At 31.2% G+C, this 23,620-nt stretch carries 19 protein-coding genes and 8 pseudogenes; 6 read left to right on the forward strand and 21 right to left on the reverse strand.

The features are described 5' to 3' along the window. From DK405_RS05570 to DK405_RS15050, 17 genes and pseudogenes are all read right to left on the reverse strand, one after another. Positions 1-567: a Panacea domain-containing protein gene (locus DK405_RS05570; protein WP_064612703.1), complete on the reverse strand. Its 567-nt coding sequence runs from the start codon at positions 565-567 to the stop codon at positions 1-3. A gap of 110 nt (positions 568-677) precedes the next feature. Further along, on the reverse strand, positions 678-1,058 hold the full coding sequence (locus tag DK405_RS14060; protein WP_410522054.1) for a tetratricopeptide repeat protein: 381 nt from the start codon (positions 1,056-1,058) through the stop codon (positions 678-680). A 69-nt stretch (positions 1,059-1,127) separates the two neighbouring features. After that, entirely contained in the window at positions 1,128-1,511 is a 384-nt protein-coding gene (locus DK405_RS14070) for a tetratricopeptide repeat protein (RefSeq protein WP_231967649.1), read from the reverse strand. Between the two features lie 250 nt (positions 1,512-1,761). Next, a pseudogene (gene traN, locus DK405_RS05580) lies at positions 1,762-3,453 on the reverse strand (conjugal transfer protein TraN). Continuing rightward, positions 3,450-3,833, reverse strand: coding sequence for a type-F conjugative transfer system pilin assembly protein TrbC (gene trbC / locus DK405_RS05585; RefSeq protein WP_064612696.1), 384 nt, complete (start codon positions 3,831-3,833; stop codon positions 3,450-3,452). Before trbC ends, traN begins: the two are co-directional and overlap by 4 nt. Positions 3,834-3,855: 22 nt before the next feature. After that, the gene (traU, locus tag DK405_RS05590; RefSeq protein ID WP_174197559.1) at positions 3,856-4,833 is read right to left on the reverse strand and encodes a conjugal transfer pilus assembly protein TraU; all 978 of its coding nucleotides are present in this window, start codon (positions 4,831-4,833) and stop codon (positions 3,856-3,858) included. Beyond that, positions 4,834-5,007, reverse strand: a complete 174-nt coding sequence (locus DK405_RS13060; RefSeq protein ID WP_174190469.1) for a hypothetical protein — start codon at positions 5,005-5,007, stop codon at positions 4,834-4,836. Positions 5,008-5,097: 90 nt separating this feature from the next. Beyond that, positions 5,098-5,757 (reverse strand): type-F conjugative transfer system protein TraW, encoded by a 660-nt coding sequence (gene traW / locus DK405_RS05595; protein WP_109510578.1) that lies wholly within the window; start codon positions 5,755-5,757, stop codon positions 5,098-5,100. Beyond that, positions 5,754-8,246 carry a TraC family protein gene (locus tag DK405_RS05600; RefSeq protein ID WP_109510618.1) on the reverse strand — a complete coding sequence of 831 codons (2,493 nt, stop codon included), beginning with the start codon at positions 8,244-8,246 and terminating at the stop codon, positions 5,754-5,756. Before DK405_RS05600 ends, traW begins: the two co-directional genes overlap by 4 nt. Next, on the reverse strand, positions 8,227-8,556 hold the full coding sequence (locus tag DK405_RS05605; RefSeq protein ID WP_064612672.1) for a hypothetical protein: 330 nt from the start codon (positions 8,554-8,556) through the stop codon (positions 8,227-8,229). The genes DK405_RS05600 and DK405_RS05605 overlap by 20 nt, the downstream gene beginning before the upstream one ends. Then, positions 8,556-8,951 (reverse strand): annotated as a pseudogene (locus DK405_RS05610) (TrbI/VirB10 family protein); the annotation flags it as partial. The gene DK405_RS05605 and the pseudogene DK405_RS05610, both read right to left, overlap by 1 nt. Before the next feature lie 14 nt (positions 8,952-8,965). Continuing rightward, a complete protein-coding gene (locus DK405_RS05615; RefSeq protein WP_064612855.1) occupies positions 8,966-9,454 on the reverse strand; it encodes a hypothetical protein in 489 nt (162 codons plus the stop codon). Continuing rightward, a complete protein-coding gene (locus DK405_RS05620; RefSeq protein ID WP_064612854.1) occupies positions 9,451-10,002 on the reverse strand; it encodes a TraE/TraK family type IV conjugative transfer system protein in 552 nt (183 codons plus the stop codon). Before DK405_RS05620 ends, DK405_RS05615 begins: the two co-directional genes overlap by 4 nt. After that, entirely contained in the window at positions 10,002-10,337 is a 336-nt protein-coding gene (locus tag DK405_RS05625) for a hypothetical protein (RefSeq protein ID WP_012460929.1), read from the reverse strand. The genes DK405_RS05620 and DK405_RS05625 overlap by 1 nt, the downstream gene beginning before the upstream one ends. Before the next feature lie 52 nt (positions 10,338-10,389). After that, entirely contained in the window at positions 10,390-11,058 is a 669-nt protein-coding gene (locus DK405_RS05630) for a tyrosine-type recombinase/integrase (protein WP_081420627.1), read from the reverse strand. Between the two features lie 303 nt (positions 11,059-11,361). Then, positions 11,362-11,730, reverse strand: a complete 369-nt coding sequence (locus DK405_RS05635) for an Arm DNA-binding domain-containing protein (RefSeq protein WP_064612852.1) — start codon at positions 11,728-11,730, stop codon at positions 11,362-11,364. Between the two features lie 438 nt (positions 11,731-12,168). Further along, a pseudogene (locus DK405_RS15050) lies at positions 12,169-12,264 on the reverse strand (sensor histidine kinase); the annotation flags it as partial. Between the two features lie 122 nt (positions 12,265-12,386). On the opposite strand from DK405_RS15050, the gene DK405_RS05645 reads away from it, so the two are divergent. The 3 genes and pseudogenes from DK405_RS05645 to DK405_RS05655 form a co-directional block, all read left to right on the forward strand. Next, positions 12,387-12,977: a phospholipase D family nuclease gene (locus tag DK405_RS05645; protein WP_041621607.1), complete on the forward strand. Its 591-nt coding sequence runs from the start codon at positions 12,387-12,389 to the stop codon at positions 12,975-12,977. A 481-nt stretch (positions 12,978-13,458) separates the two neighbouring features. Next, a pseudogene (locus tag DK405_RS05650) lies at positions 13,459-13,793 on the forward strand (IS110 family transposase); the annotation flags it as partial. A gap of 335 nt (positions 13,794-14,128) precedes the next feature. Next, positions 14,129-14,541, forward strand: a pseudogene (locus DK405_RS05655) (transposase); the annotation flags it as partial. 38 nt (positions 14,542-14,579) lie between these two features. Here DK405_RS05655 and DK405_RS05660 read toward each other — a convergent pair. Continuing rightward, positions 14,580-15,405: pseudogene (locus DK405_RS05660) on the reverse strand (IS5 family transposase). Positions 15,406-15,573: 168 nt separating this feature from the next. On the opposite strand from DK405_RS05660, the gene DK405_RS05665 reads away from it, so the two are divergent. From DK405_RS05665 to DK405_RS05675, 3 genes and pseudogenes are all read left to right on the forward strand, one after another. Continuing rightward, on the forward strand, positions 15,574-17,715 hold the full coding sequence (locus tag DK405_RS05665; protein ID WP_045913021.1) for an ATP-dependent helicase: 2,142 nt from the start codon (positions 15,574-15,576) through the stop codon (positions 17,713-17,715). 251 nt (positions 17,716-17,966) lie between these two features. After that, positions 17,967-18,238 (forward strand): annotated as a pseudogene (locus tag DK405_RS05670) (transposase); the annotation flags it as partial. A 171-nt stretch (positions 18,239-18,409) separates the two neighbouring features. Then, positions 18,410-18,505, forward strand: a pseudogene (locus DK405_RS05675) (IS5/IS1182 family transposase); the annotation flags it as partial. 26 nt (positions 18,506-18,531) lie between these two features. Here the strand turns inward: DK405_RS05675 and cysS are convergent. The 3 genes from cysS to mutL all read right to left on the reverse strand — a co-directional run bounded on the left by cysS (position 18,532) and on the right by mutL (position 23,602). Next, a complete protein-coding gene (gene cysS, locus DK405_RS05680) occupies positions 18,532-19,968 on the reverse strand; it encodes a cysteine--tRNA ligase (RefSeq protein ID WP_045912264.1) in 1,437 nt (478 codons plus the stop codon). Positions 19,969-20,032: 64 nt separating this feature from the next. Next, positions 20,033-21,379, reverse strand: coding sequence for a glutamate--tRNA ligase (gene gltX / locus DK405_RS05685; RefSeq protein WP_045912278.1), 1,347 nt, complete (start codon positions 21,377-21,379; stop codon positions 20,033-20,035). A gap of 180 nt (positions 21,380-21,559) precedes the next feature. Next, positions 21,560-23,602 carry a DNA mismatch repair endonuclease MutL gene (gene mutL, locus DK405_RS05690; RefSeq protein ID WP_045912265.1) on the reverse strand — a complete coding sequence of 681 codons (2,043 nt, stop codon included), beginning with the start codon at positions 23,600-23,602 and terminating at the stop codon, positions 21,560-21,562. Between the last annotated feature and the right edge of the window lie 18 nt (positions 23,603-23,620).

The following is a 23,620-nucleotide window of genomic DNA, read 5'->3' on the forward strand; positions in this document are numbered from 1 at the left end:
TCAATCCCAAGGAACGCTGGTATCATAGTTCATCCACCATTGATCTTCAGCATTTACTATTTCTGCAGTATCTTTTTTTGAAATAGGTAAAAGATAATCTTCAATATTTTTTATATGATTTTTAAAAAATTCTCTCATTTCTTCTTTAGTAATCACGCGGCTAGATCGTATAATGGCTTGTTGCCAAATAGAATGCAAATGTGTTAAGTCACGCAAATAAGATGCTGTATGTTCACCATAAGAAGAGTATATTTTATAAATTAACTCTTTTTGTTGCCTAGTATAAATACTGAAATCTATTTCTCCTGGAGCAGGAATTGCATTAGCTTCAAAGCAACCAAATACAGAACGTAAATTCTGTACTACAGGCCCATTTTCCCAGGCTTCAATATCTTCTTTAAAAAGAGGCTTATCAAATAAAGCTAGATGCACACCTTGGGCAAAATACACTAATTTTTGCAGTTTCAATTGAGTTATTATATCTCCTGCTTCTCTATCAACCAATACCAGAAAATAGCTAGCAACATCAAAACAACTCAATAACTCACCCTTTTGTTGTATAGTCATGATTTTATTATTATATCTTATGACTATTTTATAACAATTTGTATCACAAATAAATCATGATAATGCCTTATAATACCTGCTTATTACAGATCTTGTGTTAAAAATCAAGATTACTTTTTAATACCTGCATTTTGTTTGAATATATTTATTAACTGGTATGCTTTCACATTATTAGTATCATATTTAATAGCTAGATTACAACTTTCTATTGCTTCTTGAAATTGTCCTAAGTCATGTAAACAAACTCCTTTATAAACATAAGATACTGCTAAATCTGGTTTGTACTTAATAGCTAAATCAAAATTTTCTATCGCTTTCTGCAATTGTCCTAATTTACCTAAATAAAATCCTTTATTATAATAAGCTTCTGCATCATTAGGATTATACTTAATAGCTAAATCAAAATTTTTAATTGCTTCTTGAAATTGTCCTAATTTATCTAAACAAACTCCTTTATTAGACCTCTTTCGAAACTGGTTAAGGTAGTTCAAAATTATTGCTGATAAATATCGAAATAGACGTAAAAGATTCGGTCTTAGATTTAATTTGATCTCTGGCATTTATAATTTTGATACGTTAACCAGTTTCGAAAGAGGTCTATTATAATAAGCATTTGCATAATTAAGTTTATACTTAATAGCTAAATCAAAATTTTCTATTGCTTTTTGATATTGTCCTGATTCACATAAACAAACTCCTTTATTAACATAAGCTTTTGAATAATTAGGTTTGTACTTAATAGCTAAATCAAAATTTTTCATTGCTTCTTGATATTTGTTTAACTCAAGAAATGAAATTCCAACATTAAAATGTTTTTCTGCTAATATAGCTTTATTCCGAATTAATTTCTGTTGTACAGGTTGATTGTTGTTTAGTTTTGATGCAATGGTTGTATTTAACAGTGTTAATAATAAAACAGCTGTTATATATTTTACAAATTTCATATGATTATTAATTACCCTTTAAATTTTTGATTAGCTACTGAACACCAAATAATTACTGAATTAGAGGTATTGTAATTATTCTTTCTTTTATATTTTTTTCAGTCTCATCAATAATACTATCAGAAATTCTATTAATATTCTTTATTTTTTTATTATTACAACCGGTTATAACAAATTATGTTGCATTAAATACGTATGATTTTTATAGGTAAAGTCATTAATATAAAGTCTATATGGATTAGCGGTGGTATTAATGATGACTTTGTTGCATACGATGAACTTTATCTTGGATTCCTGCAATAATGTCTTTGTTCATGCTGTTTTGAGCCTTAGTGAGTATATCACCAAATAGTTCATCCATATTGATTTTAGTGAAATCAACTTTTTATAATTCCTTAACAGCAAGGCCTCTACAATTTGGACATTCAGGTGTTCCAAAGTCTATTTTTAGCTGTTTTCTTGCTTCTTCCTGAAAAATTCTAGCAAGTTTCGACTGAAAGCAGCAATAAGTAGACTTTCTAGCTAAGCAAATACCTAATATTGGAATTCTTGAAGAACAGTAGGTTCCAATGTAATAGCAGTAACCTTTTTTTCTATATAGAGCTAATTCTTGTTCCTTAGATTTGCATTGTGATAAGCCTATATCACGCCCCCAGCCAGTCATTGAAGAACAGCAATTCAAAAAACTAAATACATCTTTTTTGCATTTGCGATGTTTCCCTGAAAATACAGAAACGGGATTTGTTTTAATATCTTTGCTCATCTGATTTAGCATCGCTATATGAGCTACTTTAGCTATATCCCTGTTTGGTATAATAGTTGGAGTATTGCAATTGCCTCCTAAACAAAAGATTGAGTTATTACGCAATGATGAGTGTAGCATTGTTTGCTTCTCAGTTGAACAGCTATAATCGTGCTGCCATAGTAAACAAATATTTGCTACTGATTTTTGGCAAGTGCTGTTTTTTAATTCGCAATTTTGAATTTTAAGGTGTTTGCAACCATCTTTTGGATCGCTAGTACAAGAAAAAACAATCTTTTGTTTCCAATATGGACGATTGACTTTAAACTTGTCAAAAAATACTCTATCACCACCATCATAGTTGATTCTATTGACCTCATAGCATTCGTTACTTTCTGTTAATTGCTCAAGTTCAGGGTTTAAAACTTTCCAATATTCTGCTACTTCCCTTAGTTCTTGAGTCTTATCTCTGTAGTCATAGTGAAGTATACATATTTTTTCATTTACTTCTAATAAAAAATTTCTACCAATATTGTGTATAGATGCACCAAGCCTATTAGCAATAGCCCATTTCATTTGTTTTACAATTGCTTCGGGATCATCTGCTAGGCAGTATATTTGCGCATCTAATTCATCATCATAGACATCGCTACGACTATTAAGCCAATTACTATGATTCTCCTTTATTTCTTCTGTTGCAAATTCCATTTGCCGGCTTTGCCATGGAAGCCATACATTCTCTAATTTGCACTCAACGTTTAATTCTCGAATAAGTTCAATATTGAACTTACTGCCTTCAGTACAACTTTGAATGATTTCAGTATTAGTTGTACTTGTCTGAGTTACGAAATTACTGCTATCAAGGGCACTTAAAGGATCAGATTCAATTCTCATTGAATTAGCTATCATATAATTTTGATCGTTGATATTATGTTGAGTTAAGGCATTGTTTTTACTGTTTTCAGCTTGAAATAACATTGCTCCACTTTCTGTACCAAGCTGATTACGGCCATGGTAGGTTAAATCCTCATCATTATTAGGATAATTAACATTACTACCTTGATGAAATAATTCTTGTGTATTTGAAGAATTTCCAAGATTTACATTATAGTTGCTAGCTTCATTATAACTGCTTTGCATTGAAGCTAAACAACAATTGATGTTCAATATTATCAAAACTAGTACTATAAGTTGCTTCATGGAGTATTCTCATTCATAATTTCTAATGCTGTTGCTAAAGGAATATGGCCAGTTAATTTCTTGGTTAATCCTCTTTTTTCATCATCTATTACTATCACTGGTACAACATCAACCTTATATTTCTCAAACAAGCTAGGATCTATATCGAAGCTAATATCAAGCTCCATAGTTTTATTCTTTGTTTGTGTAAATGAGTTATTAATTAACCCACGCATAACTAATTGAGCTCCGACCTTTTGAGACTCAGCAAAATAGCTTTTTAAAGCCTCATCACTCATTGAAAATGAGACAAAAATAAAAGTTTTTTGCTTGTCCAAAAAAAAAGCATTAGCATTATTAACAAATAATAAAACCATCAACATCATTACTCGTATAACCATATTCCTCTCCAAGCTTTATAAATCAAAGCAAACAACAATCTCTTTTTCGCCAAATCAAGTAACCAAAATCTTCACCATTAACTGGAAATTCTCTACCAGCTTGCCATATAGCTTCTGTTTGACCTATGCTCTTGCAGGATTTTGTTTCTGGAATTGGATAAGTCATTTGTAGTCGATACTGACTTTTCTTGATAATAGGCATTGGATACTTACCACATAGGCCTTTATAACCATAATATCCCCATAACATCAGTTGCCTATGCATTTTAGCCATAAACTTACTTACCATTAATACAGATGTTCCAACTCCACCATTATGCGCTGCAGCTGTTCCAGTGAAAGGGTAAAGCATTCCTTGACATCCAGCACACCAAAAAGCATAATCGCTTGCTAATAAACCAGCGCTACAACTGATGCAATCAGCTATACATGCTTGATAAGCAGCTACATTTTGAAACAACAACGTTTCTGGATTTAAAATCGCAGATTTTGCATCGTCACTCCATAATGGATCAAACTCTGTTAAATATGCTATATCGACTGCAGCCATTTCCAGACAAATAAAATCAAGCAAAATTTCCAGCCAGTAAATCACGGGATAGACATACCAATGAATGTGGTAAAAAGCACTTCCTTCAGCCTCATCTTTCATGCCTTTTTGAGTAGCAGTTCCAAATGACAAACCTCCAAGACTTACCATACACATTGGTGACTTTGTAACGTCTACAAGGCGTACTGGCTCCCAAAATCCTACCGGAATACCAGGTATAGGCACTGGAATCCCTGGCTTAGGACAAAGACATATAAGTCTACCAGAAGCATTAGTATCAGGCATTGAACTGCTTACTACCTTAAATCCAGCTATAGTAATTGGAAACAAGCACTTCCAACATACATCTGTTATAGGATTTACAAATCTTCCAACACACCCAGCAGCTGCATAACAGTTATTAGCTGTTATAGACATTACTATCGCTAACAAAATTACCAGTTCCTTCACTCACTTTGCTTGCATTGATGAAATTTTACGAAGAAGTTTTGGATATCTATTTCCTGGAATTAAATATAAAGTTTCACCACCTGGATTTACTATCTCTTGTATTTCACCTCGTAGCGTATTATTAACTATTTTAACTAGATCTTGTTCTAATTGCTGTAATTTCCAACTTTTCATATAAAACCTTCTTTTAAGTTGAATCTAATAGTATATTGAGTTATACTGCTTACAGCATATTATGTAACTTCCAACGTGCGTTATATGCTTTTAATAGGTGCTTACTTCGCTAATTTTAAGCACAGTGTTTTCTTGCTCTATTATGGCTGGCACAGCTTGTATTTTAAACTTCATACTCAAAAAACCCAATTGATCGAAGAATACGTGCCGGCCTAATAGATTGCTAAGTTCAATAGGATTTCCATTAACTAACACTATCTTTCCTGGTCTTGATTTTGCCCAAGCAACCTGATCTTCATCATCTCCATCAATTAATATTAGTGGCTCACCCCAATGTATCATCTCCAAAGGATTTATTTTAGTTCCTCCCTTTACTATTATTATACCATTTTTTGTCTTAATGTCATCCTTTTGAACATAGGTAGAATCATATATTCGCGTTTTATTTTCAGTAGCTTTACTCAAATTTTTTACTGGAACTGGTCTCATGATTTTTTGCCTAACTTTTTCCTGAAATTCAAGCTGCATTTGATTCAACAAACCACTTTTTGATGCAGCATTAAGTTTAGCCATAATCACCTCCAGTAATGATTCCTCAATGATTGGAAAAACATGCCCTCTAGTTCCATAATCCTTAATCTCAACACCTATATCAGCATTTAATAAATTGGCCCTTATATCGCTTACTTGATAAGCAACAGCGAATAAAGCAAAGAGTGTGCCTATACCAATTACTACTCCTTGCTTCATGGAATTATTTTCCGCTCTCTTATCACATAATTAATTGCCTCACTGACATTCATACCTTTAGCCATGTGATCTTCTATTGCTTGATAATCTCTAGCATTCGTCGAAGTTAACAGCAGAGTAAATGGATCAATCATTAATCTGCCTACAACACCTGAAACATTAGGGCTGTAAATAGCTATTTCACTATAATACGGAGGATTTGAATGTACAGATTGCAGTAAATTTAGCTTCCAATCCTCATCAACAAAGCCTGCAAGCTTAGGATTAGCTCGCATTGCCTTAAATGATTCAGAATTTTGCTTTAAGATTATCTTATGTGATGAATTCTCAAATGCTTTTTCAGACGCAGAACCCTCTTGACGAAAGTAATCCGTGAGTTGCTGAGTTGCTAAAGCAATCGATCCATTATATTTTCGAGCTATTCGACCTGCTTCTTCAATAAACTCTCCTGAACGCTTTCCAGCTAATAGCTTCCAAGCTTCATCTATCATAATTAAAAATGGTCTACTTCTATCTCCCTTAACCATTGTTTGATTAATATGAACAATCATAATCTGTACAATCACAGCTAATAGCTCTGGTACAGAGCGTAGATGATCAGTTTCAATTACCACAATATCAGAGTTTAGAGATAATTGCGCCTTACCGCTAAAAAATCTTCCATGTTGACCATCTTTAGTAAAAGGAAAGAGCATATTTCCAAGCTCTTTAGCATATGATTCTTCTCTATTTGATAACCAGTCTGCAATATCGGTAATTTCAGCTTTAGCTCCCTTATTTTGCCAGACTGATATCAAAGCTCTCTGCAACATCGGTTGTTGCAAATCACTTGTTCCATACTGTGGAGCTGCCATAGTAGCTAAAATAGATGGAAAGTTAGATAAAAAGTCTGATCTAGCCTCTATAGACTTTGCACTGTCATCCTCTGGCACCTCTGAAAATGGATTAATTGATACAGGATTTTTCATGTCAAATTCTATGTATCTACCGCCTAGAATCAAGCATGTACGCTTAAATGATCTTCCATAATCAAGAACAAAAACTTTACCACCAACTCCTAGAACCGATAGCATTAATTCTTGCATAAAAACGGATTTTCCAGAGCCTGGAACTCCAGCTATACAAAGGTTAAAGTTCTCATTTGGAGCTACTCCATGCTTATTTAATGCAGGTAATAAAGCTCCACCAAAAGGTGACCAATACATTATTTGACCTCGTCTGCCAGCTAGTAACATACCTGGAGAACTTAAATCACCTTTCCATTCACCAATGATTGGTAATAATACTTTGCTCTCTACAGAAACAGTTTTTATGCCTCGACCTAAGCTAGAAAGCGCTACTCCAACTCCTGATGTTTTATTTTGACCCAATACACCTTTTGGGCCTTGTTCAACTAATTGCATTGGTAGGGCAGCTAGTAACACAGCTACATGATCATATTTACATGGAACAAAATACCATCCACTGCGTCTTAACATCGAACAAAAGGCTGATGCAGATTGCTTAGCCTTTTTTGTTTTATCAAACATAATAACGTTGAAGTGAATATTAACTACTCTATCACCACTCTGCAGAGCAGCCACTACACCGGCTAAATCAGCAGCTTCTTGTTGTATATCAGGAAAAAATTTACTCATTCCTGCATTAATATTTCTTTCTAGCGCTTCTCTTTTAGTTATGGCTGCAGTCCTTTCCATCGCTTGATTTGGTAAAATTTGCAGACCAAAATGAATCAGGAAATTTGATTTTATATATTCATCACGACGCATTTCATTGCCTAAAAACAGATCCATAGCAGATAATTTCCACTCTGCAGGCCTATTTCTTGCTTCTAGACTGATAAATATTTGATCATCATTTACATTTACACAATCATCATTCTCAAATAACGAGAAATCTCCACTTAGAATTTGTTCAGACAATATTTCATACTGGTTAATATTTGAATGTTCTTCTTCAGGCCAGCCAAATATTACTCTCAGAAACTTTAATAATTGCTGTGCATTCACATTTTCAGTGCTTAATCCAATTGACCTAAACGTATCTTTTAAAGCATCTCGTCTGCGAATCATATCATCGATATTTGCATTTAAATTAGGTATAGTAACTGAAATCAACAATACTACATCCTTTACAGAGCCTGACTTTTGAGCTTGATCACGTAAAAATTCTGTTCTTTTATTAGCTAACTCAATAAATATCTCTCCTTTACGATATGACTGCCAGTTGCTTAAAAAATTCTCTATATTATTACTACCAATCATCAAGACTTGCAGGCTACTTTCACCAGGTAAATTTTCATCGCTTTTCAGAAATTCAGCAATTTCATTTTGAGCAGAAACACTAGCTCCAACTAATGGCCATGCAAGCAATACAAAACCTATTGAACCACGATTAAAGAATAGCTGAGTCTCATCATCATATGATTCATAGACAAAGTGTTTAGAAAATCTTTCTCGATCAAAATCCTTATGTATGCTTGCGTTCACCTTGACTCTGTTTTAATTTAAATAAATTAATAAGATATTTTTTTGGTTTTTTCGGCGACTTGTTAACAACAGCTACGCTTTGAATAGCTTTAGCTTGCCTGTAGCATAGAATACAACGTCTTTTTGATTTAGTTTTGGATGTTTCAACTTTCTCAAGATTATCAATATCAAAAGCGCCTTGAGCAACCATATTCTTTATTTCGTATAAAGACTTACATTTTAGCCCTTTAGGAATTTTACAATCAAAAGTACTTTCGAAAAAGAAACTGGTTAGGCTCATACAGCACAATAGCAATAATAAAAACTTCATTATAAATAATACTCCTCTAACTTTTGTGATTGATCGAATTTATTATGCAAATTAACTTTTTCATTGTTAGTTGATTGTGAATAAGTTGAATTATGTGGCTTCTTCTTGTGCTCACGTAAGTCAAAACCTTTTTTAAATACAACATCGATGACTCTACCTGAGGCAACAACAATGACTGGGCTCATAGAATCAGCTCGTTTTATAGCAAAATCAGCTAGCTTATCAAAAGCATTGCTAGCTCCAGCGTAAGCTCCAGACTGAAGCGCATCTCCAATCTGAAACTCTTGTTGTTGGCCTCCAGCTACTAGGTTTAAAGTTGGTAGCATATCAGGTTTAATAGCCTTAGATTGCAGAAACTTAGCTATACTGCTAAATACTCCATTTAATGCAGCCATTCTTAACTAACACTTTAAGCCAGTTTTATTTTTTTCTTAGTATTTCTACTTTGTTTTTTAGAAAGTTTTGCTGTTAATTCTTTTGTATTAAGGTCATTACTGAACAAATTATTATTGTTTTGTTTTGAATTATCCTTTTCCTCCATTTTTGTAGCAGCATTAACAAGCATTACAGGGTTTGGAGTTTTTGGAGTAAAAGTTAACATTAAATCTTGAATTGTTTTGTATTCTCCTATTACAGTTAAATAAACTTTGTTTCCTTCTTCTCGTGGAGCAATAAACAAATATCCATACTCATGAACTACAACTTCAGCTGCATTTTGAAGGTACATAAAAATATCATTAATTTTTTCATCTTTAAGATTAATTCTTGTTGGCCCACTATCAGAAATCTCAAGCTTTAGTAAATTGTCAGCTTCTAACTCATATTCTACTGCATATATATTATTAACGTTTACCAAAGCAATAAACCCTATGATAAATCTCAAAATTCTAATACTCATTTTTTTATTCCATTCTCTTTAACACCAGTCAATAACAAAAGGTAATTAGGAGTTCGCTTGTAAGTCAAAAGGTAAGTCTTATCGACAGCTATATGTTTACTATCGCTAAACCAATAACGAAGCGTTCCACTAATTAATACTCCATCCTTTATCACTTCAATCTTTTTTGGAAAAAAGACTGAAGATACATTTGAGCCTTTAACAAATTGCAAGTGATCATGAAAAAATTTATTTAAAGATTCAGTATTACTGAATACCACTTTCATGTCTGCTATTTGTCTTTCTACCTCATTTGGAGAAGTGGTAAATAAGAGTTCCATCACATAAATTGCCCATTCCTTTAAATAGGTTTCATGGTAATTTTTTGATGAAACCGTCATTTTACGATCAGACTCCAGTGCTGGAATTAACAACCACTTTTCTTCTTTGGTAATTGCAGCCATTATCGCAATTATATTAGCTGCAGCTAGCAATATAGTTACTGAAAGTAAGCATTTATTATATTTAACAAGCTCTTGTATAGCATTTTGCTTAAAGAGATGATTCATTATTTGCCAACTTTTTTGCCCAGAAGTCTTGAATATCCTAATGGAGCTGGCAATAAACCTTTAGCTACTAAAAAACTTTTTAGCAAAAAATTCTCCGATACCTTCTTAAATTTCTTAAAGCAATAACATAGAGCAATTCCTCCAACCATAAATGCTAGGCCTAATTTAGCATGCCTGCTGTTTAGTAGTACAATTCCTGGAGCTACTCCAGCTAGCACTACTCCCCATTCATCAATGCTCAAACCCATATACTTCAACGGCCTCGATAATGCCCAACATAATTTTTGATTTTGCATAATCACCTTCAACCTCAATTTTAGCATGAGATTTCTCATTCTACTATTGTGATTTTCAAAAATTTACAAAATCTATCTAATATATCAAGCCTTATTTCTCAGATAAGCTGTTTATTATCTGTCTTTCTTCTTTGCGACCTAATGATGCTAAGATTTCAGGTATTATCTTGTCTAGTTCAGTATTAGCATTATCACCTGTTAATATATTGTTTACAACTTTATTTGTAGCTGCTTTTACCTTTTCTACACTAATTTTAGTATAAATTTCAGCTGTTGTTGAAATACGACTATGCCCTAACATTTCAGCTATTGTCTGTAGTTCTTCTCCATTATTTATCGACCAAGTTGCAAACGTTCTTCTAAGATCATGTATTGTTACATTCGGTATTCTAGCTTTTCTGCGAATTTTATCCCATGCACATTGTATTGCCTCATTTGACCAGTGTTTGCTATTATCTCTTGGGCTTGGCAATACCCATTCACTATTTGTTTCTTGCTTTAGGTATTTCAATATTGTTATTAATGCATCAGCTAATCCTATATATAGTGTCTTTCCACTTTTACTCTTAGTTTTTGGTATACACCATATTTTTTCGCTAAGGCTTATCTCGTCCCATCTCATTCCTAATACATTACTTTTACGTGCTGCAGTGAATAAACTTATAAATGTAAAAATTTTTCCTGATCGTTCTGCTCGCTTTTGCGATTCTGTTAATTGACTATTTTCCTTTTCTTTTAGCACGGCCATAAGTCTTCTCATTTCTTCATTTGTTACATATCTAGATCTTGATTCTTGCCTGTGCCTTTTTATTCCATGAACAGGATTTTTATCTATTAATCCCCATTCTATAGCTTTATTAAATATAGGGTTTAATTTCGTAAGAATATCGTTTGCTGTTACATAGTATTTCTTTTCTGTTTTTTCGTCAAAAAGCTTCTGAATATCTTCTACGGTAACTTTAGATATATCTTTATCGTAGAAAGGTACTGTATAACTCTTTACCGTTAAATAGGTTTTCTTCCAACTTTTTGGATGATAAATCCTACTATATTCAGCATATTTTCAATGCACCTGTCCGAATGTTAGTTCGGTTTGTAATCCAAGTCTCTTATTTCTTTTTTCTCTCCTTTCTTTATTTATCTTCCGTCTTTCATCCATTGGATTTATTCCGTTAGCAATATCCTTTTTCAACTTCATTACCTTCTTCCTAGCCTCTTTTACAGTCAGATCTGGTGAAGTTCCTATTTTTATCTTATAATATCTGCCACCAATGTTTATTGCTAAATAAAATCTTCTAAATCCAGTATATGATATTATCAAAAGTAGGTTCCTTTCTTTTGTATCTCTAAACTGGATTATTTTTTCTTCTTTGGTTGGTGCTTTTATTTTATTTAATGCTGATTGTGTAAAGTTAAGTAATATTACTGACATATTTATCACCCTTCATTAATTTAAAATTGAAGTAATTAAATAATAACTTATTAATTTTTAAAATTAGCTTAAACTTATAATTCGTAGTATGATTTTTATTTAATAGCAAATACTTTTGTAAAAATAAAAAATATTTTTAAGCAACATTACCAACTGAAGGTTACTCTAAGCTTATCAACTAAAAATTCAAGTTGCTTGATTAAAAATCAGCATTCCAATTAGCTAAATATTATACATATATTTGTGTTATATTTGTGTAATTACCATCAAGATATTATTATCATATTGACAAGTAATATTAATACATCTACAGTTAAATCCATATATCAATTTAAACGAGAATAAACTACATAGCAGATTTTATAATGCGTATAAAGCTCATAATAACTCTTAATCTAACTTATTTCTTCTTGTTAGTTAAATCATCTTAAACTATACATCTATCTGTTTTATTGTTGTGCTATTAATTCCCTCTGTGGATAATTTTTCGGTTAATTTATTGATTTTATTTTGACTTTTGTCTTCAATAAGCATAGCATGCTCATGCTGTATTAGTTGCATATCAGCTAAAGATTAAAAAGTAAATTTTCAGTTTATCATCTTTAATCTAATGTAATGTTAAAATATTATATTTTATTTAGCATATATTATGTAATATGAAAAATATCAACTCATCAAAGAAGTCCAAACTGATTAAAGGTCAAACTTTAGCAGTTATGCTTGTTAATATTGCAATTGGAGCTGTCGCTGGTATTAAGTATGCAGACTTAGAGCCAAGGCATCAGACTATAATTAGTAAAGATGCTAATTTAGATATTTGTTTTACTCCTTCATCTTCTGGATGTACTACTGTAATAACTCGAGCAATTGCTAGTGCTAATAATAGTATATATATACAAGCTTATGGATTTACATCTGCTAGTATAGCAGACGAGATAGTAAAGGCTAAAAAACGCGGTGTTGCAGTATCTGTAATATTAGATAAAAGTAATATTAGTAGTAAACATTCAAAGATGAAACTATTAAAGCAATATGATATTAATGTTAGAATAGATACTGTACCTGGCATTGCACATAATAAAGTTATGATTATTGATGATAGTACAGTAATTACTGGATCTTTTAATTTTACAGAAGCAGCTGATAAGAGTAATGCTGAAAACGTTATCATTATTCAGAATAGCGATGTTGCTAAGATTTACCTTGATAACTGGCAAAAAAGATATTTACGTTCTAGAGAAGCATAAATAATAATATACGTCTTGCATATAGCGAAAAGATATAGTCAAATATGCTCTAGTTTTTGCTAAAAATAATGCAGTATAAACAAATAAAAGTTTTAGTAGTAGAGATTTGTTCAGAATTTAACTCTTTGATAAATATAGCTTGTATGTAAGACTCGAAAATACTTTTATTGCAATTGCATTCAAATAAAAAAAATGGCAATAACTTTACCATTATAAAAAGCAGCTATCATACTTACTCTTCGTGTGTGCTGATAAGCTTTTTTTACCATAGTACCTTGTATGATAAAAACAAGTGAAATTGCAATAAAATAAAAGATTATAGCAATAGCACAAAAGAAAGCTAGGATACAGTAGTGCTCCTAAGGCTAATAACCTGTGCTAGATAAGTAACTAGCTTTTTTAACTAAAAACAGGACTGTATTCTTAGGCCAAAAAGCCTGCATTTACAAGGTTGGTTTTGAGATATTTAACATAAAATTTGGTGATTATGAATAGTATAATTGCAGGAATTGACGTTTCTAAAGAAACATTTGATGCAGCTGTGTTAATTAATAATAAAGTTCAAACAAGAAAATTTAATAATACTTCTGAATGGTTTAACAAATTAGTAACATGGTTAAAAAGCAGAGGACCTGGACACGTTTGTATGAAAGCAACAGGTATCTACTGGAAAAACTTAGCGAAATATTTGTACAATTAGTAAGCGTAGTAATCCTGCACGTATTAAAGGTTTTGCAATGAGTAAACTTAGTCGTACAAAAAAACACAGATAAAGCAGACAGTGTATTAATAGCATATTTCTGCGAGGCGCTGAAAAAGGTCTATAAGAGATAATGTACAATTATAATTATGCAATTATTTAAATATAATTTTAATTAATAACAGTTTATTTATTGCTCATATTTCTACAATAATTAGTTCATAATACTATATATTTAATAACCTGAACATTGCCTATTGTAACAGTTGTATATTATCTCTTTCTAACTGTTTTTTATTCTAAATTTGCATTTGCAGACATGCAAGCAATAAATAAACCGTTATTAATTAAAATTATATTTAAATATATCACATAATTATAATTGTACATTATCTCTTGCCGACCTTTTTTATTACGCTTTTCATACTTTCCCTTATCCTAATCTGGCATTAATAATATTCAAATTTATATTGAATTTCTTGAAAAGCAAATTATAAAAATTGAACAAATGATTAATAATCATATTAAGAATAATAAAGATTTTTTCAATAAGGCTGCATTACTTGTATCAATAACAGGTATAGGAGCAAAAATACAAGCTATAGTTCTTGCTTTTTTTGCAAATATTGAAAAATTTAGTTCTGCTAAACAAGTTGTAGCTTTTGTAGTCCTTAATCATAAACATAGCCAATCCTGTAGGTTGTGTTAGTGGAATCTCTCGAGAACTAGTAATTCTAGACCTACGTAAAGCTTTTTATATACCTGCTATGTTTGCATTAAAATATAATTGTATTATTAGGCTTTGCTCATCGTTTATCTGATAGTGGTATACACAAAATGCTTATCCTTGTTGCTTCTATGCGTTAAATTTACATATAACATTAGACCTCTTTCGAAACTGGTTAAGGTAGATCAAAATTATAAATGCCAGAGATCAAATTAAATCTAAGACCGAATCTTTTACGTCTATTTCGATATTTGTCAGCAATAATTTTAAATCGTTTTAGCATACAAATAACGTTTTCATTCACAACTCATTCTCCTGCTAATCTAGGATTATTCTTTTTATCATTTTTAGTTAAAGGATTTTTCTTGCTTTTTTTCTTTGGTAATTCAGAATTATTGTGAATTTTTTTGTATACCTTGATATCCTGTATCAGTAATCGCTTTAACCTTAGGATGGATAAGAATTTTGGATTCCTTAAATAATCTAAAGTCATGCTTTTTACCGTTAGAAAAATCTGTACATATTACTTGGTATGTTTTCTTGTCTACAACTATTTGAGCTTTTAGTATATGCCTTTTCTTCTTTCATGAATAAAATAGAATTGTTGTTTTTTTTAGGTCTTTCTATAGGACTCTCAGTAGCATCAATCAAGACTACTTCATAATTCATATCACTCTTCATTATAGCTTTACGACCTGGAAGAGCAAAGTTTGGGTGTTTTACTAGGGTGGCTTCTACCCATTTTACAGCTTTATATGCTCAACTTTCACTAATCCCATAGTTCTGACCTATATGGAAATAAGTACAGTATTCTCTAAGGTATTCTAAGGCCATCAGCAACTGTTCCTCCAAATTAAGCTTATTTTTACGCCTACCTTTTGATTTCTTAAGACCGTCAGCTTTCCTCAAAATATCCACCATCTTTGAAAATGTTCCCTTCCTTACTCCTGTTAATCGACTAAATTTTTCATCCTTTACTCTTTAATCTGATCGAATTTCATTATTATCTCAAATCAGATCTTTATAATACTATTCTACATCATTCTCTAGTTTCGAAAGAAGTCTAATATCCTTAATATCCTTTTGCAGAAATTCTGTTAATAATTTTTAATTACATTCATTCAAGTATGTGTAACAATATGTAAAAATTTATGTTAAATTAAGAAAATATGAGTCAGTATTTATTAGATCTAAATTCAGAACAACGAGAAGCAGTAATAACTACTAATGGTCCATTGTTAGTATTAGCTGGGGCTGGCACAGGTAAAACAAGAGTGATAACTTATCGTATTGCTTATATTATTGACCAATTTATGGCATCACCAGAAGAAATTCTTGCAGTAACATTTACTAATAAAGCTGCAACAGAAATGCAATGGCGTGTCGCAGACATAACTAACAATACTACAGGTATATACATTGGAACTTTTCATGCTATTGCTACTAAAATTCTTAAAGCACATGCTGAGTTGGTAGGGTTAACATCATCATTTTCAATAATAGACCAATCTGAACAAGTCAGAGTTATTAAAAATATTTGTGAAACACATGGCATTTCAACAAAAAATTATTCCCCAAAAGATATTTGCGAAATAATAAGTAGATGGAAAGATCTTGGTGAGCAGCCTAAGATAGATTCCCATACTCCTATTTATCAAGTTGCACAAAAAATCTACCAACATTATCAAACAGAATTACAAAAATCCAATGTAGTTGATTTTGGAGATTTATTATTATACAACATGAAAATTTTCAGTGAATATCCGGATGTTTTAAATTTTTATCAAACAAAATTTAAGTATGTTTTTATTGATGAATATCAAGATACTAATAATGTTCAGTATTTTTGGGCTAAAGCTTTAGTCAATTTGCATGAAAATTTATGTTGTGTAGGTGATGACGACCAATCAATTTATAGTTGGAGAGGAGCAAACATAGAAAATATTTTAAAGTTTAAAGACGACTTCAAAAACGCTAAGTTAATTAAGCTTGAGCAAAATTATAGATCAACTAATAGCATTTTAACAGCAGCTAGTAGTATCATTTGCAACAATAAATATCGTCATGATAAAAAACTATGGACTAATAAACAATCTGATCAACCAATAAGGATTGTATATTGTTATAATGATCGTGAAGAAGCGCGGTTTATTAGCTCTGAAATTAAAAAATTAATAACTAAATCACCTAATCTTTCCATTGCTGTACTAGTTAGATCTAGCTCCCAAGCTCATGTTTTAGAAGAGTCATTTTTTAGCAATAATATAAAATATCAAGTAATTGGTGGGTTTAGATTTTTTGATAGAATGGAAATTGCAGATATGATAGCATATTTGCGAGTACTAGTAAATCACAATGATAATTTAGCATTAACTAGAATTATTAATGTCCCTAAAAGATCTATTGGTCCAGCAACATTACATACTATTAAGGAGTATGCTCAGCAACAAAAAAGTTCAATGTTTACTGCAATTGAACAGATATTAAGTAAAAAACTTTTAAAACCTCAGCTAGAGTTAACATTACAAAATTTAATTAACAAATTTAAAGAATGGCATTCTCTATATAAAGCTGGTTATACTCCTGCTAAGGTAACTGAAATTATTTGCGATGACTCTAATTATTTACAAATGTTAAAAGATGATAAATCTTCTCAGAGCGACAGAAGAATAGAAAATATTCAAGAAATGATTAGAGCAATGCTAGATTATAATAGTATCGAAGAGTTTTTAGAACATGCAAGTTTATTTTTGGAACGAGATAATAGTATTAACGCTAAAGATAATAGCGTAGTTAGCTTAATGACTTTACATGCATCTAAGGGTTTAGAATTTGATGTAGTATTTTTACCTGGATGGGAAGAAGGAGTTTTCCCTCATCAAAAATCACTTATTGTTGAAGATCAAAGAGCTTTAGAAGAAGAAAGAAGGATAGCTTATGTTGGAATTACCAGAGCTAAACAAAGTTTATACATTAGTTATACTGATCAAAGAAGAATATTTAATGAATTTGTAAAACTACAACCGTCAAGATTTTTATTAGATATACCTGATAGTATATCATTATCTACAACTTCAATGATACATTATAGCAGTGCTGCTAATAACAACTGTTTTCAAAAATCATTATCAGCAGCACTACCTAATTCTCAATCTAAAGCTTCAAGCAAATTTTTTACAGGTGCAAAAGTTCTGCATAAACAATTTGGGCAAGGCACAGTAATAAGGATTATGAATGATAACATTGAAGTAGCATTTTACGTTGGTGGAATAAAAACTATAAAACAGCAATTCTTAACTATTAAAAAATAAACAGAAAACCTCAATTTTTACAATTGAATGAATTATCAAAAGAATTCAATTGTACATTTGTAGCCATATTGAAAGCAAAGTAAGTTGCTACCAGGCTTAAAAGTAGTTTAATTTTTTGTGTAAAAAAAATTGCTCTGTATATGTTCTAAGTTTAAATCAGTAGAATATGCAGGCTAAGGCAATTAAAAATTAAACATGATATGAATACACTTTCAATTTTAAATATAATGACTTCAGATACAGCGTTAAAAATTAAGAATGGTCTACGTATATTTACTAATCTTAGTAAATATACGAAAACATATTTATTGGACATAGATGATAAACGTTTATTAAATAAACCTTCCTTAATTGAATCTGTCTTTAATATACTAAAAAAACATATGCATTTAGAGCATACTAGACATCGTTCTCCTATTAATTTCTTGGTTCATAAATTGCTTCTCTTGCTAGTTATTCTACCTCAAAACTTAATTCCAATCTTATATCCTGGTCTTTTCCTTCCTATCTTATCATAATCTAACGTTTATAGTCATTTACAAATGAAGTTTGCGTATAAAATATCCTGTTAGTAAATCTTATGATGCTATTGTCGCTTTTTTTATGCTCAAACCTCATTGTAAATAACTATATATGCCATTTGCGGCGTATGTTTAATTTTACATTAGACCTCTTTCGAAACTAGCTAAGGTAGTTCAAAATTATTGCTGTCAAATATCGAAATAGACGTAAAAGATTAGGTCTTAGATTTAATTTGATCTCTGGCATTTACAATTTTGAACTACCTTAACTAGTTTCGAAAGAAGTCTATTAAAGCTATTTTATTACCTTCCAACTAGTGGTGCCATCTGCTTTATCAGTTAAACTAATTCCATTGCTTAGTAGTTGAGAACGAATCTGATCAGCTAAGTTCCAATCCTTATCTTGTTTAGCTTGTATACGCTTAGCAATTAATAAATCAATCTCATGAGGTATTACATTGCTATTATCTTTTACATCATTTCTGTCTTTGATAAATTGATAATTGTGTAGTATTCCTAATAAATTGCTTGCATACAATAATGCCTGAGTTAAAGCTAACTTATCTTCACTGTGATTTTGACTTCTGATTTGTTTTGCAATATTCAATAAACATGCAATTGCTTTAGGACTATTTAAATCATCTAACAGAGCACTAATAAACTCCACAGTAAAGGCATTACCTTTAAATTCGGCTTTGATGTTATCTTGTTGCTGCGCTGTTCCGTTTACAGAATCAATAGTATCATATAAATAATTAATAATGTTTTTAGCATCATTTAAAGATTTATCATTAAAATCTAATGGTTTTCGGTAATGTGTACTAAGAAACATCAATCTTACTGCTGCCCCGTTAATATTTTGTTTTTGTAAGTCTCTTACGGTAACAAAATTATTCAAAGATTTACTCATCTTTTCACCTTTTACAGTTAAAAATCCGTTATGTACCCAATATGAAGCATGACGAGATTCAGGAAAAGCACATCTACTCTGAGCAATTTCATTAGTATGATGCGGAAATATTAAATCAGCCCCTCCACCATGTATATCAAAATTCTCTCCTAAAAATTTATAACTCATAGCAGAACACTCAATATGCCAACCAGGACGCCCCTTCCCCCATGGGCTATCAAAAACTGCATCTATATCTTCATTATCTGCATTAGCTGGTTTCCACAAAACAAAATCAGCCAAATAAGACTTTTTTGGTTCAGAACTTTCACTACTATTTAATATCATTGAATCAAATGTGCGGCGTGATAGTAGATTGTAATCCTGAAAAGTTTTAACAGCAAAATATACATGCCCATCATCAGTACTATAAGCATTACCAGTTTGAATTAACGATGTAATAATATTAATCATGACATCAATATTATCTGTCGCTTTTGGTTCAATGGTAGGATTGCCGCACCCTAGATATGACATATCCTCGTGAAACTTAATTGTAGTTTCATGTGTTAATTTGAATATGCTAATCTTAAGTTCTTTAGCTCGATTTATAATTTTATCATCAATATCCGTAATATTTCTTACATAAGTTATATTTTGTCTACCATAAATCAAACTTAGCACTCGATATAAAAGATCATATATAACAACAGAACGAGCATTGCCAATATGAGGTACATCATATACTGTAGGACCACATACATACATTTTTACTGATTTGCAGTTTAACGGAACAAATCTTTCTTTTTTCCTAGAAAGTGTGTTATAAATATATAAGTTCATATACTATACTCTAATATTTATCGTCCTTGATTATATGAATACCTGAATTGTTAAACTTTCTTGTTTATTGATATCTTAGAAGTCTTGCTCTAACTTCCTCTCCTCCAATTAAAGGTAATAAATATTTTAATTCAGGGCCATATGTTATACCAGTTAGAGCTAATCTTAAAGGCATAAATAATGCTTTACCACGTCTATTAGTTGCTTTAATAATATTTTGAACCCAATTATCCCAACTATTATCAGTTAACTTTCCTGAAGGCAACAATTCAGCAGCAAGCTTTAAAAACTCTGCATCCTGCTCCTGAAATTTATCTAAAGTAGGTAAATAGCATATTTGCCACCAAATCTTGATATCATTTAATGTATTCAGATTATGGCGTACCGCTAACCAAAATTCTTTAGTAACATCAGGTAATCCAATTGCAGTTAACCTATGTTTAATGGTATCATACTCAGTGTTTACAAGAAGCTTATGATTTAGCGTAACAAGCTCATTTTCATTATAAATAATTGTACTTTTTGAAAATGCACTAAGATCAAACTTAGTGATAAGTGATTCTAAACTGAAATATGTATCAACGTTATTTGATGTACCAGACAATGCTAATAAATTATTAACAGCCATTGGTTCAATACCTAATTGATCTCTGAGGTAATCAATTGTAAAGCCCCCTATTCTTTTAGAAATTTTACCACTATCTGACTTAATTAAACTTAGATGTCCTAATTGAGGTATTGCAGCACCTAAGGCTTCAAACATCTGAATTTGAATAGCTGTATTAGTAATATGATCTTCACCACGTATGATATGACTAATGTGATATTCTATATCATCAATAACAGAACATAACATATAGATCATGGTACCATCTTCTTTTATAACTATCGGATCACTAATATTTGAACCATCATATTTGATTTCTCCCTTAATTAAATCATTCCAAATTATTGGTTTATTACGATCAATTAAAAATCGATAATGAACTTTATATCCTTCAGCTTGCAATTGTGCCTTCTGGGCTGTTGTTAGTTCAAGAGCTTTTCTGCTATAGATTGGCGGATAACCAGATGTAAGCTGTCTCTTTCGCTCTATTTCTAGCATTTCAGGCGTTTCATAACATTCATATAATCTACCACTACTAATTAAATATTGCTTAACTGCTGCATATTTATTGAATCTAGTAGACTGTAAAAAGCTGCTATTCCAATTTATTCCTAACCACTGCAAATCTTTAATAATAGCTTCATGGTATTCTACTTTACTACGGTCACGATCTGTATCATCAATACGCAGAATAAAATTTCCATTATACTTTTGGGCATACAACCAATTTACTAAAGCAACTCTAACATTGCCAATATGTAATTTTCCTGTGGGAGAAGGAGCAAATCTAGTAATTACAGTCATTTTTTCTAAATTTAAATTATCAAAAAAGGATGCTAATAGATATTTATTATGCAAGATTATGACATTATTGCAATACCTATACTGATTTAACTTCGAATTGGCAAGAAAAGAACAGATTATATGTACTGCTTTCTACTATGCGTTTGATATAAGGAAAATAAAGTAGTAGACTGAAAAAAATCATCTCCTGCCAAATAGCTTCTCTATATCTTTTAGCTCAAATCTAACATAAGTTGGGCGACCATGATTACATTGTCCAGAAAATGGAGTTGTTTCAATTTGACGTAATAAACTATTCATCTCTGCAATAGTTAATATTCTACCTGATCTTATAGAATGATAACATGAATAAGATTGTAATATTTTTTCCACCATATCAGCTAATAATATATGATCATCAGTAGTAAGCAAATAATCAGCAACATCATTCACAACTGCTTCAATATCAACAGATTGCAATATTGCTGGCATTTCAAAAACTTTTACTTGTACATCACCACAACGTTCAAACCCCATACCTAATGCTAGAATTTCTTGCATTTTATCACATAATTTTTCTACTCTAACAATATCAGGCAAAATAACAACTTGCGGCATCAACAATCGCTGTCTGATAATTTGCCCTGCCTGAAATTGAGAACGTAAATTCTCATAAGTTATCCTTTCATGAGCTGCATGCTGATCTACAATTATTAAGCTATCTACAGTTTGAGCAAGAATATAATTACCATGAAATTGAGCACAAGCTAATCCTAAAGGTAGTTGATAACTATCTCCAAAATTATTACAGAAGCCATCATTTAATTTCTGTACACTTTCTTGCTTATTAACATCCACTTTCCCATTAGTAGCTATGTTACGAGCAATTATATCATCTTTAGTCTTATCATCATCCAAAATACTCATATGCTGATTTGACTCTGTATTACCACCTAATTGATTAAATGCAGAAAAAGATTTTATATTCTCTGTTGTTGACTCTATTTTATGCTGCTCGTTATCACTGACTAAATTGTTTGTTTGAATATCTTGAAATTCAGATTTCAAATTTACATTAAAATCCTTGCTAAAATTATTTACTAGTTCTTGTAATGGAAACTGCTGAATATTTTTTATATCTTTACTTAATTCTAGTTTTTCAGATATATCAGTATCATATTGAGGTTTCATATATTTATTTGCATCACTTGCAGCTATCGATGAAACCAACTGAGATGTATTCAATAATGCTTGTTTAATAGCACTAATTATAATGCCTCTAACTAAACTAGAGTCATGAAACCTCACTTCACTTTTAGTAGGATGAACATTAACATCAACAAAATGAGGAGCAACGCTAATAAAAATTACAACTACTGGATATCTTTCACGAGCTAATACTCCTTGATATGCTAATCTGATTGCTGTCATTAACAGCTTATCTTTTACTGGACGATTATTAACAAATAATAATTGATCTTCAGCTGAAGCCTTATTATATGTTGGAACACTAACAAAGCCAGTAATAGATAATTCATCTCTTTCTATGCCTATTGATATTGCATTATCAATAAAATTTTTTGATAATATTTCAGATATTCTAGATTTTCTAGCATCATCAAAAGATAATTGAGAACTTGCTTTAAGTTTTAAAATAGTCTTATCATCATGTACTAATGAAAATGCAATATGAGGATAAGAAATTGCTAATCTTTTTACTACATCATAACACACTATATATTCAGTACGATCAGAGCGTAAAAATTTTAATCTAGCTGGAGTAGCAAAAAAAAGGTCTCTTACTTCTATTTTAGTTCCTGTTAGCTGCAATTGAGGTAATGAATTTATTTTAGTTTTAACTCCACCATGAACATTAATTTCATAAGCTTGATCATGAAGTTTAGATTTAGTTACAATGCGCATTCTACTCACAGAAGCAATTGAAGGCAAAGCTTCACCTCGAAATCCAAAAGTATTAATATTCATAATATCATTTTCATTTAACTTCGAAGTAGTATGACGTTCAATTGCAGTTTCTAAGTCTTCTGCAGACATACCACAGCCATTATCTGAAACTATAATTAAATTCTTGCCAGATTTTTCTAGTGTAATATCAACTTTCATTGCTCCTGAGTCAATTGAATTCTCAACTAGTTCTTTAACAACAGAAGCAGGACGCTCTACTACCTCTCCAGCAGCTATACGGTTTATAGTAGTATCAGACAAATATTTTATTACACCCATACAACTTTACCACATCAC

The sequence above is a fragment of the Orientia tsutsugamushi genome, assembly GCF_900327275.1.
Lineage (GTDB): Bacteria > Pseudomonadota > Alphaproteobacteria > Rickettsiales > Rickettsiaceae > Orientia > Orientia tsutsugamushi.

Excerpts from the sequence above, each read along its gene's own strand:
- trbC (WP_064612696.1), bottom strand. The coding sequence starts at position 3,833 with ATGGTTATACGAGTAATGATGTTGATGGTTTTATTATTTGTTAATAAT.
- DK405_RS05665 (WP_045913021.1), top strand. The coding sequence starts at position 15,574 with ATGAGTCAGTATTTATTAGATCTAAATTCAGAACAACGAGAAGCAGTA.
- DK405_RS05625 (WP_012460929.1), bottom strand. The coding sequence starts at position 10,337 with ATGAGAAATCTCATGCTAAAATTGAGGTTGAAGGTGATTATGCAAAAT.
- gltX (WP_045912278.1), bottom strand. The coding sequence starts at position 21,379 with ATGACTGTAATTACTAGATTTGCTCCTTCTCCCACAGGAAAATTACAT.
- DK405_RS05615 (WP_064612855.1), bottom strand. The coding sequence starts at position 9,454 with ATGAGTATTAGAATTTTGAGATTTATCATAGGGTTTATTGCTTTGGTA.
- cysS (WP_045912264.1), bottom strand. The coding sequence starts at position 19,968 with ATGAACTTATATATTTATAACACACTTTCTAGGAAAAAAGAAAGATTT.
- DK405_RS05605 (WP_064612672.1), bottom strand. The coding sequence starts at position 8,556 with ATGAAGTTTTTATTATTGCTATTGTGCTGTATGAGCCTAACCAGTTTC.
- traW (WP_109510578.1), bottom strand. The coding sequence starts at position 5,757 with ATGAAGCAAGGAGTAGTAATTGGTATAGGCACACTCTTTGCTTTATTC.
- DK405_RS05570 (WP_064612703.1), bottom strand. The coding sequence starts at position 567 with ATGACTATACAACAAAAGGGTGAGTTATTGAGTTGTTTTGATGTTGCT.
- DK405_RS05645 (WP_041621607.1), top strand. The coding sequence starts at position 12,387 with ATGAAAAATATCAACTCATCAAAGAAGTCCAAACTGATTAAAGGTCAA.
- DK405_RS14070 (WP_231967649.1), bottom strand. The coding sequence starts at position 1,511 with ATGAAATTTGTAAAATATATAACAGCTGTTTTATTATTAACACTGTTA.
- DK405_RS05620 (WP_064612854.1), bottom strand. The coding sequence starts at position 10,002 with ATGAATCATCTCTTTAAGCAAAATGCTATACAAGAGCTTGTTAAATAT.
- DK405_RS05635 (WP_064612852.1), bottom strand. The coding sequence starts at position 11,730 with ATGTCAGTAATATTACTTAACTTTACACAATCAGCATTAAATAAAATA.
- DK405_RS05630 (WP_081420627.1), bottom strand. The coding sequence starts at position 11,058 with ATGAGAAGACTTATGGCCGTGCTAAAAGAAAAGGAAAATAGTCAATTA.
- DK405_RS13060 (WP_174190469.1), bottom strand. The coding sequence starts at position 5,007 with ATGAAAAGTTGGAAATTACAGCAATTAGAACAAGATCTAGTTAAAATA.
- mutL (WP_045912265.1), bottom strand. The coding sequence starts at position 23,602 with ATGGGTGTAATAAAATATTTGTCTGATACTACTATAAACCGTATAGCT.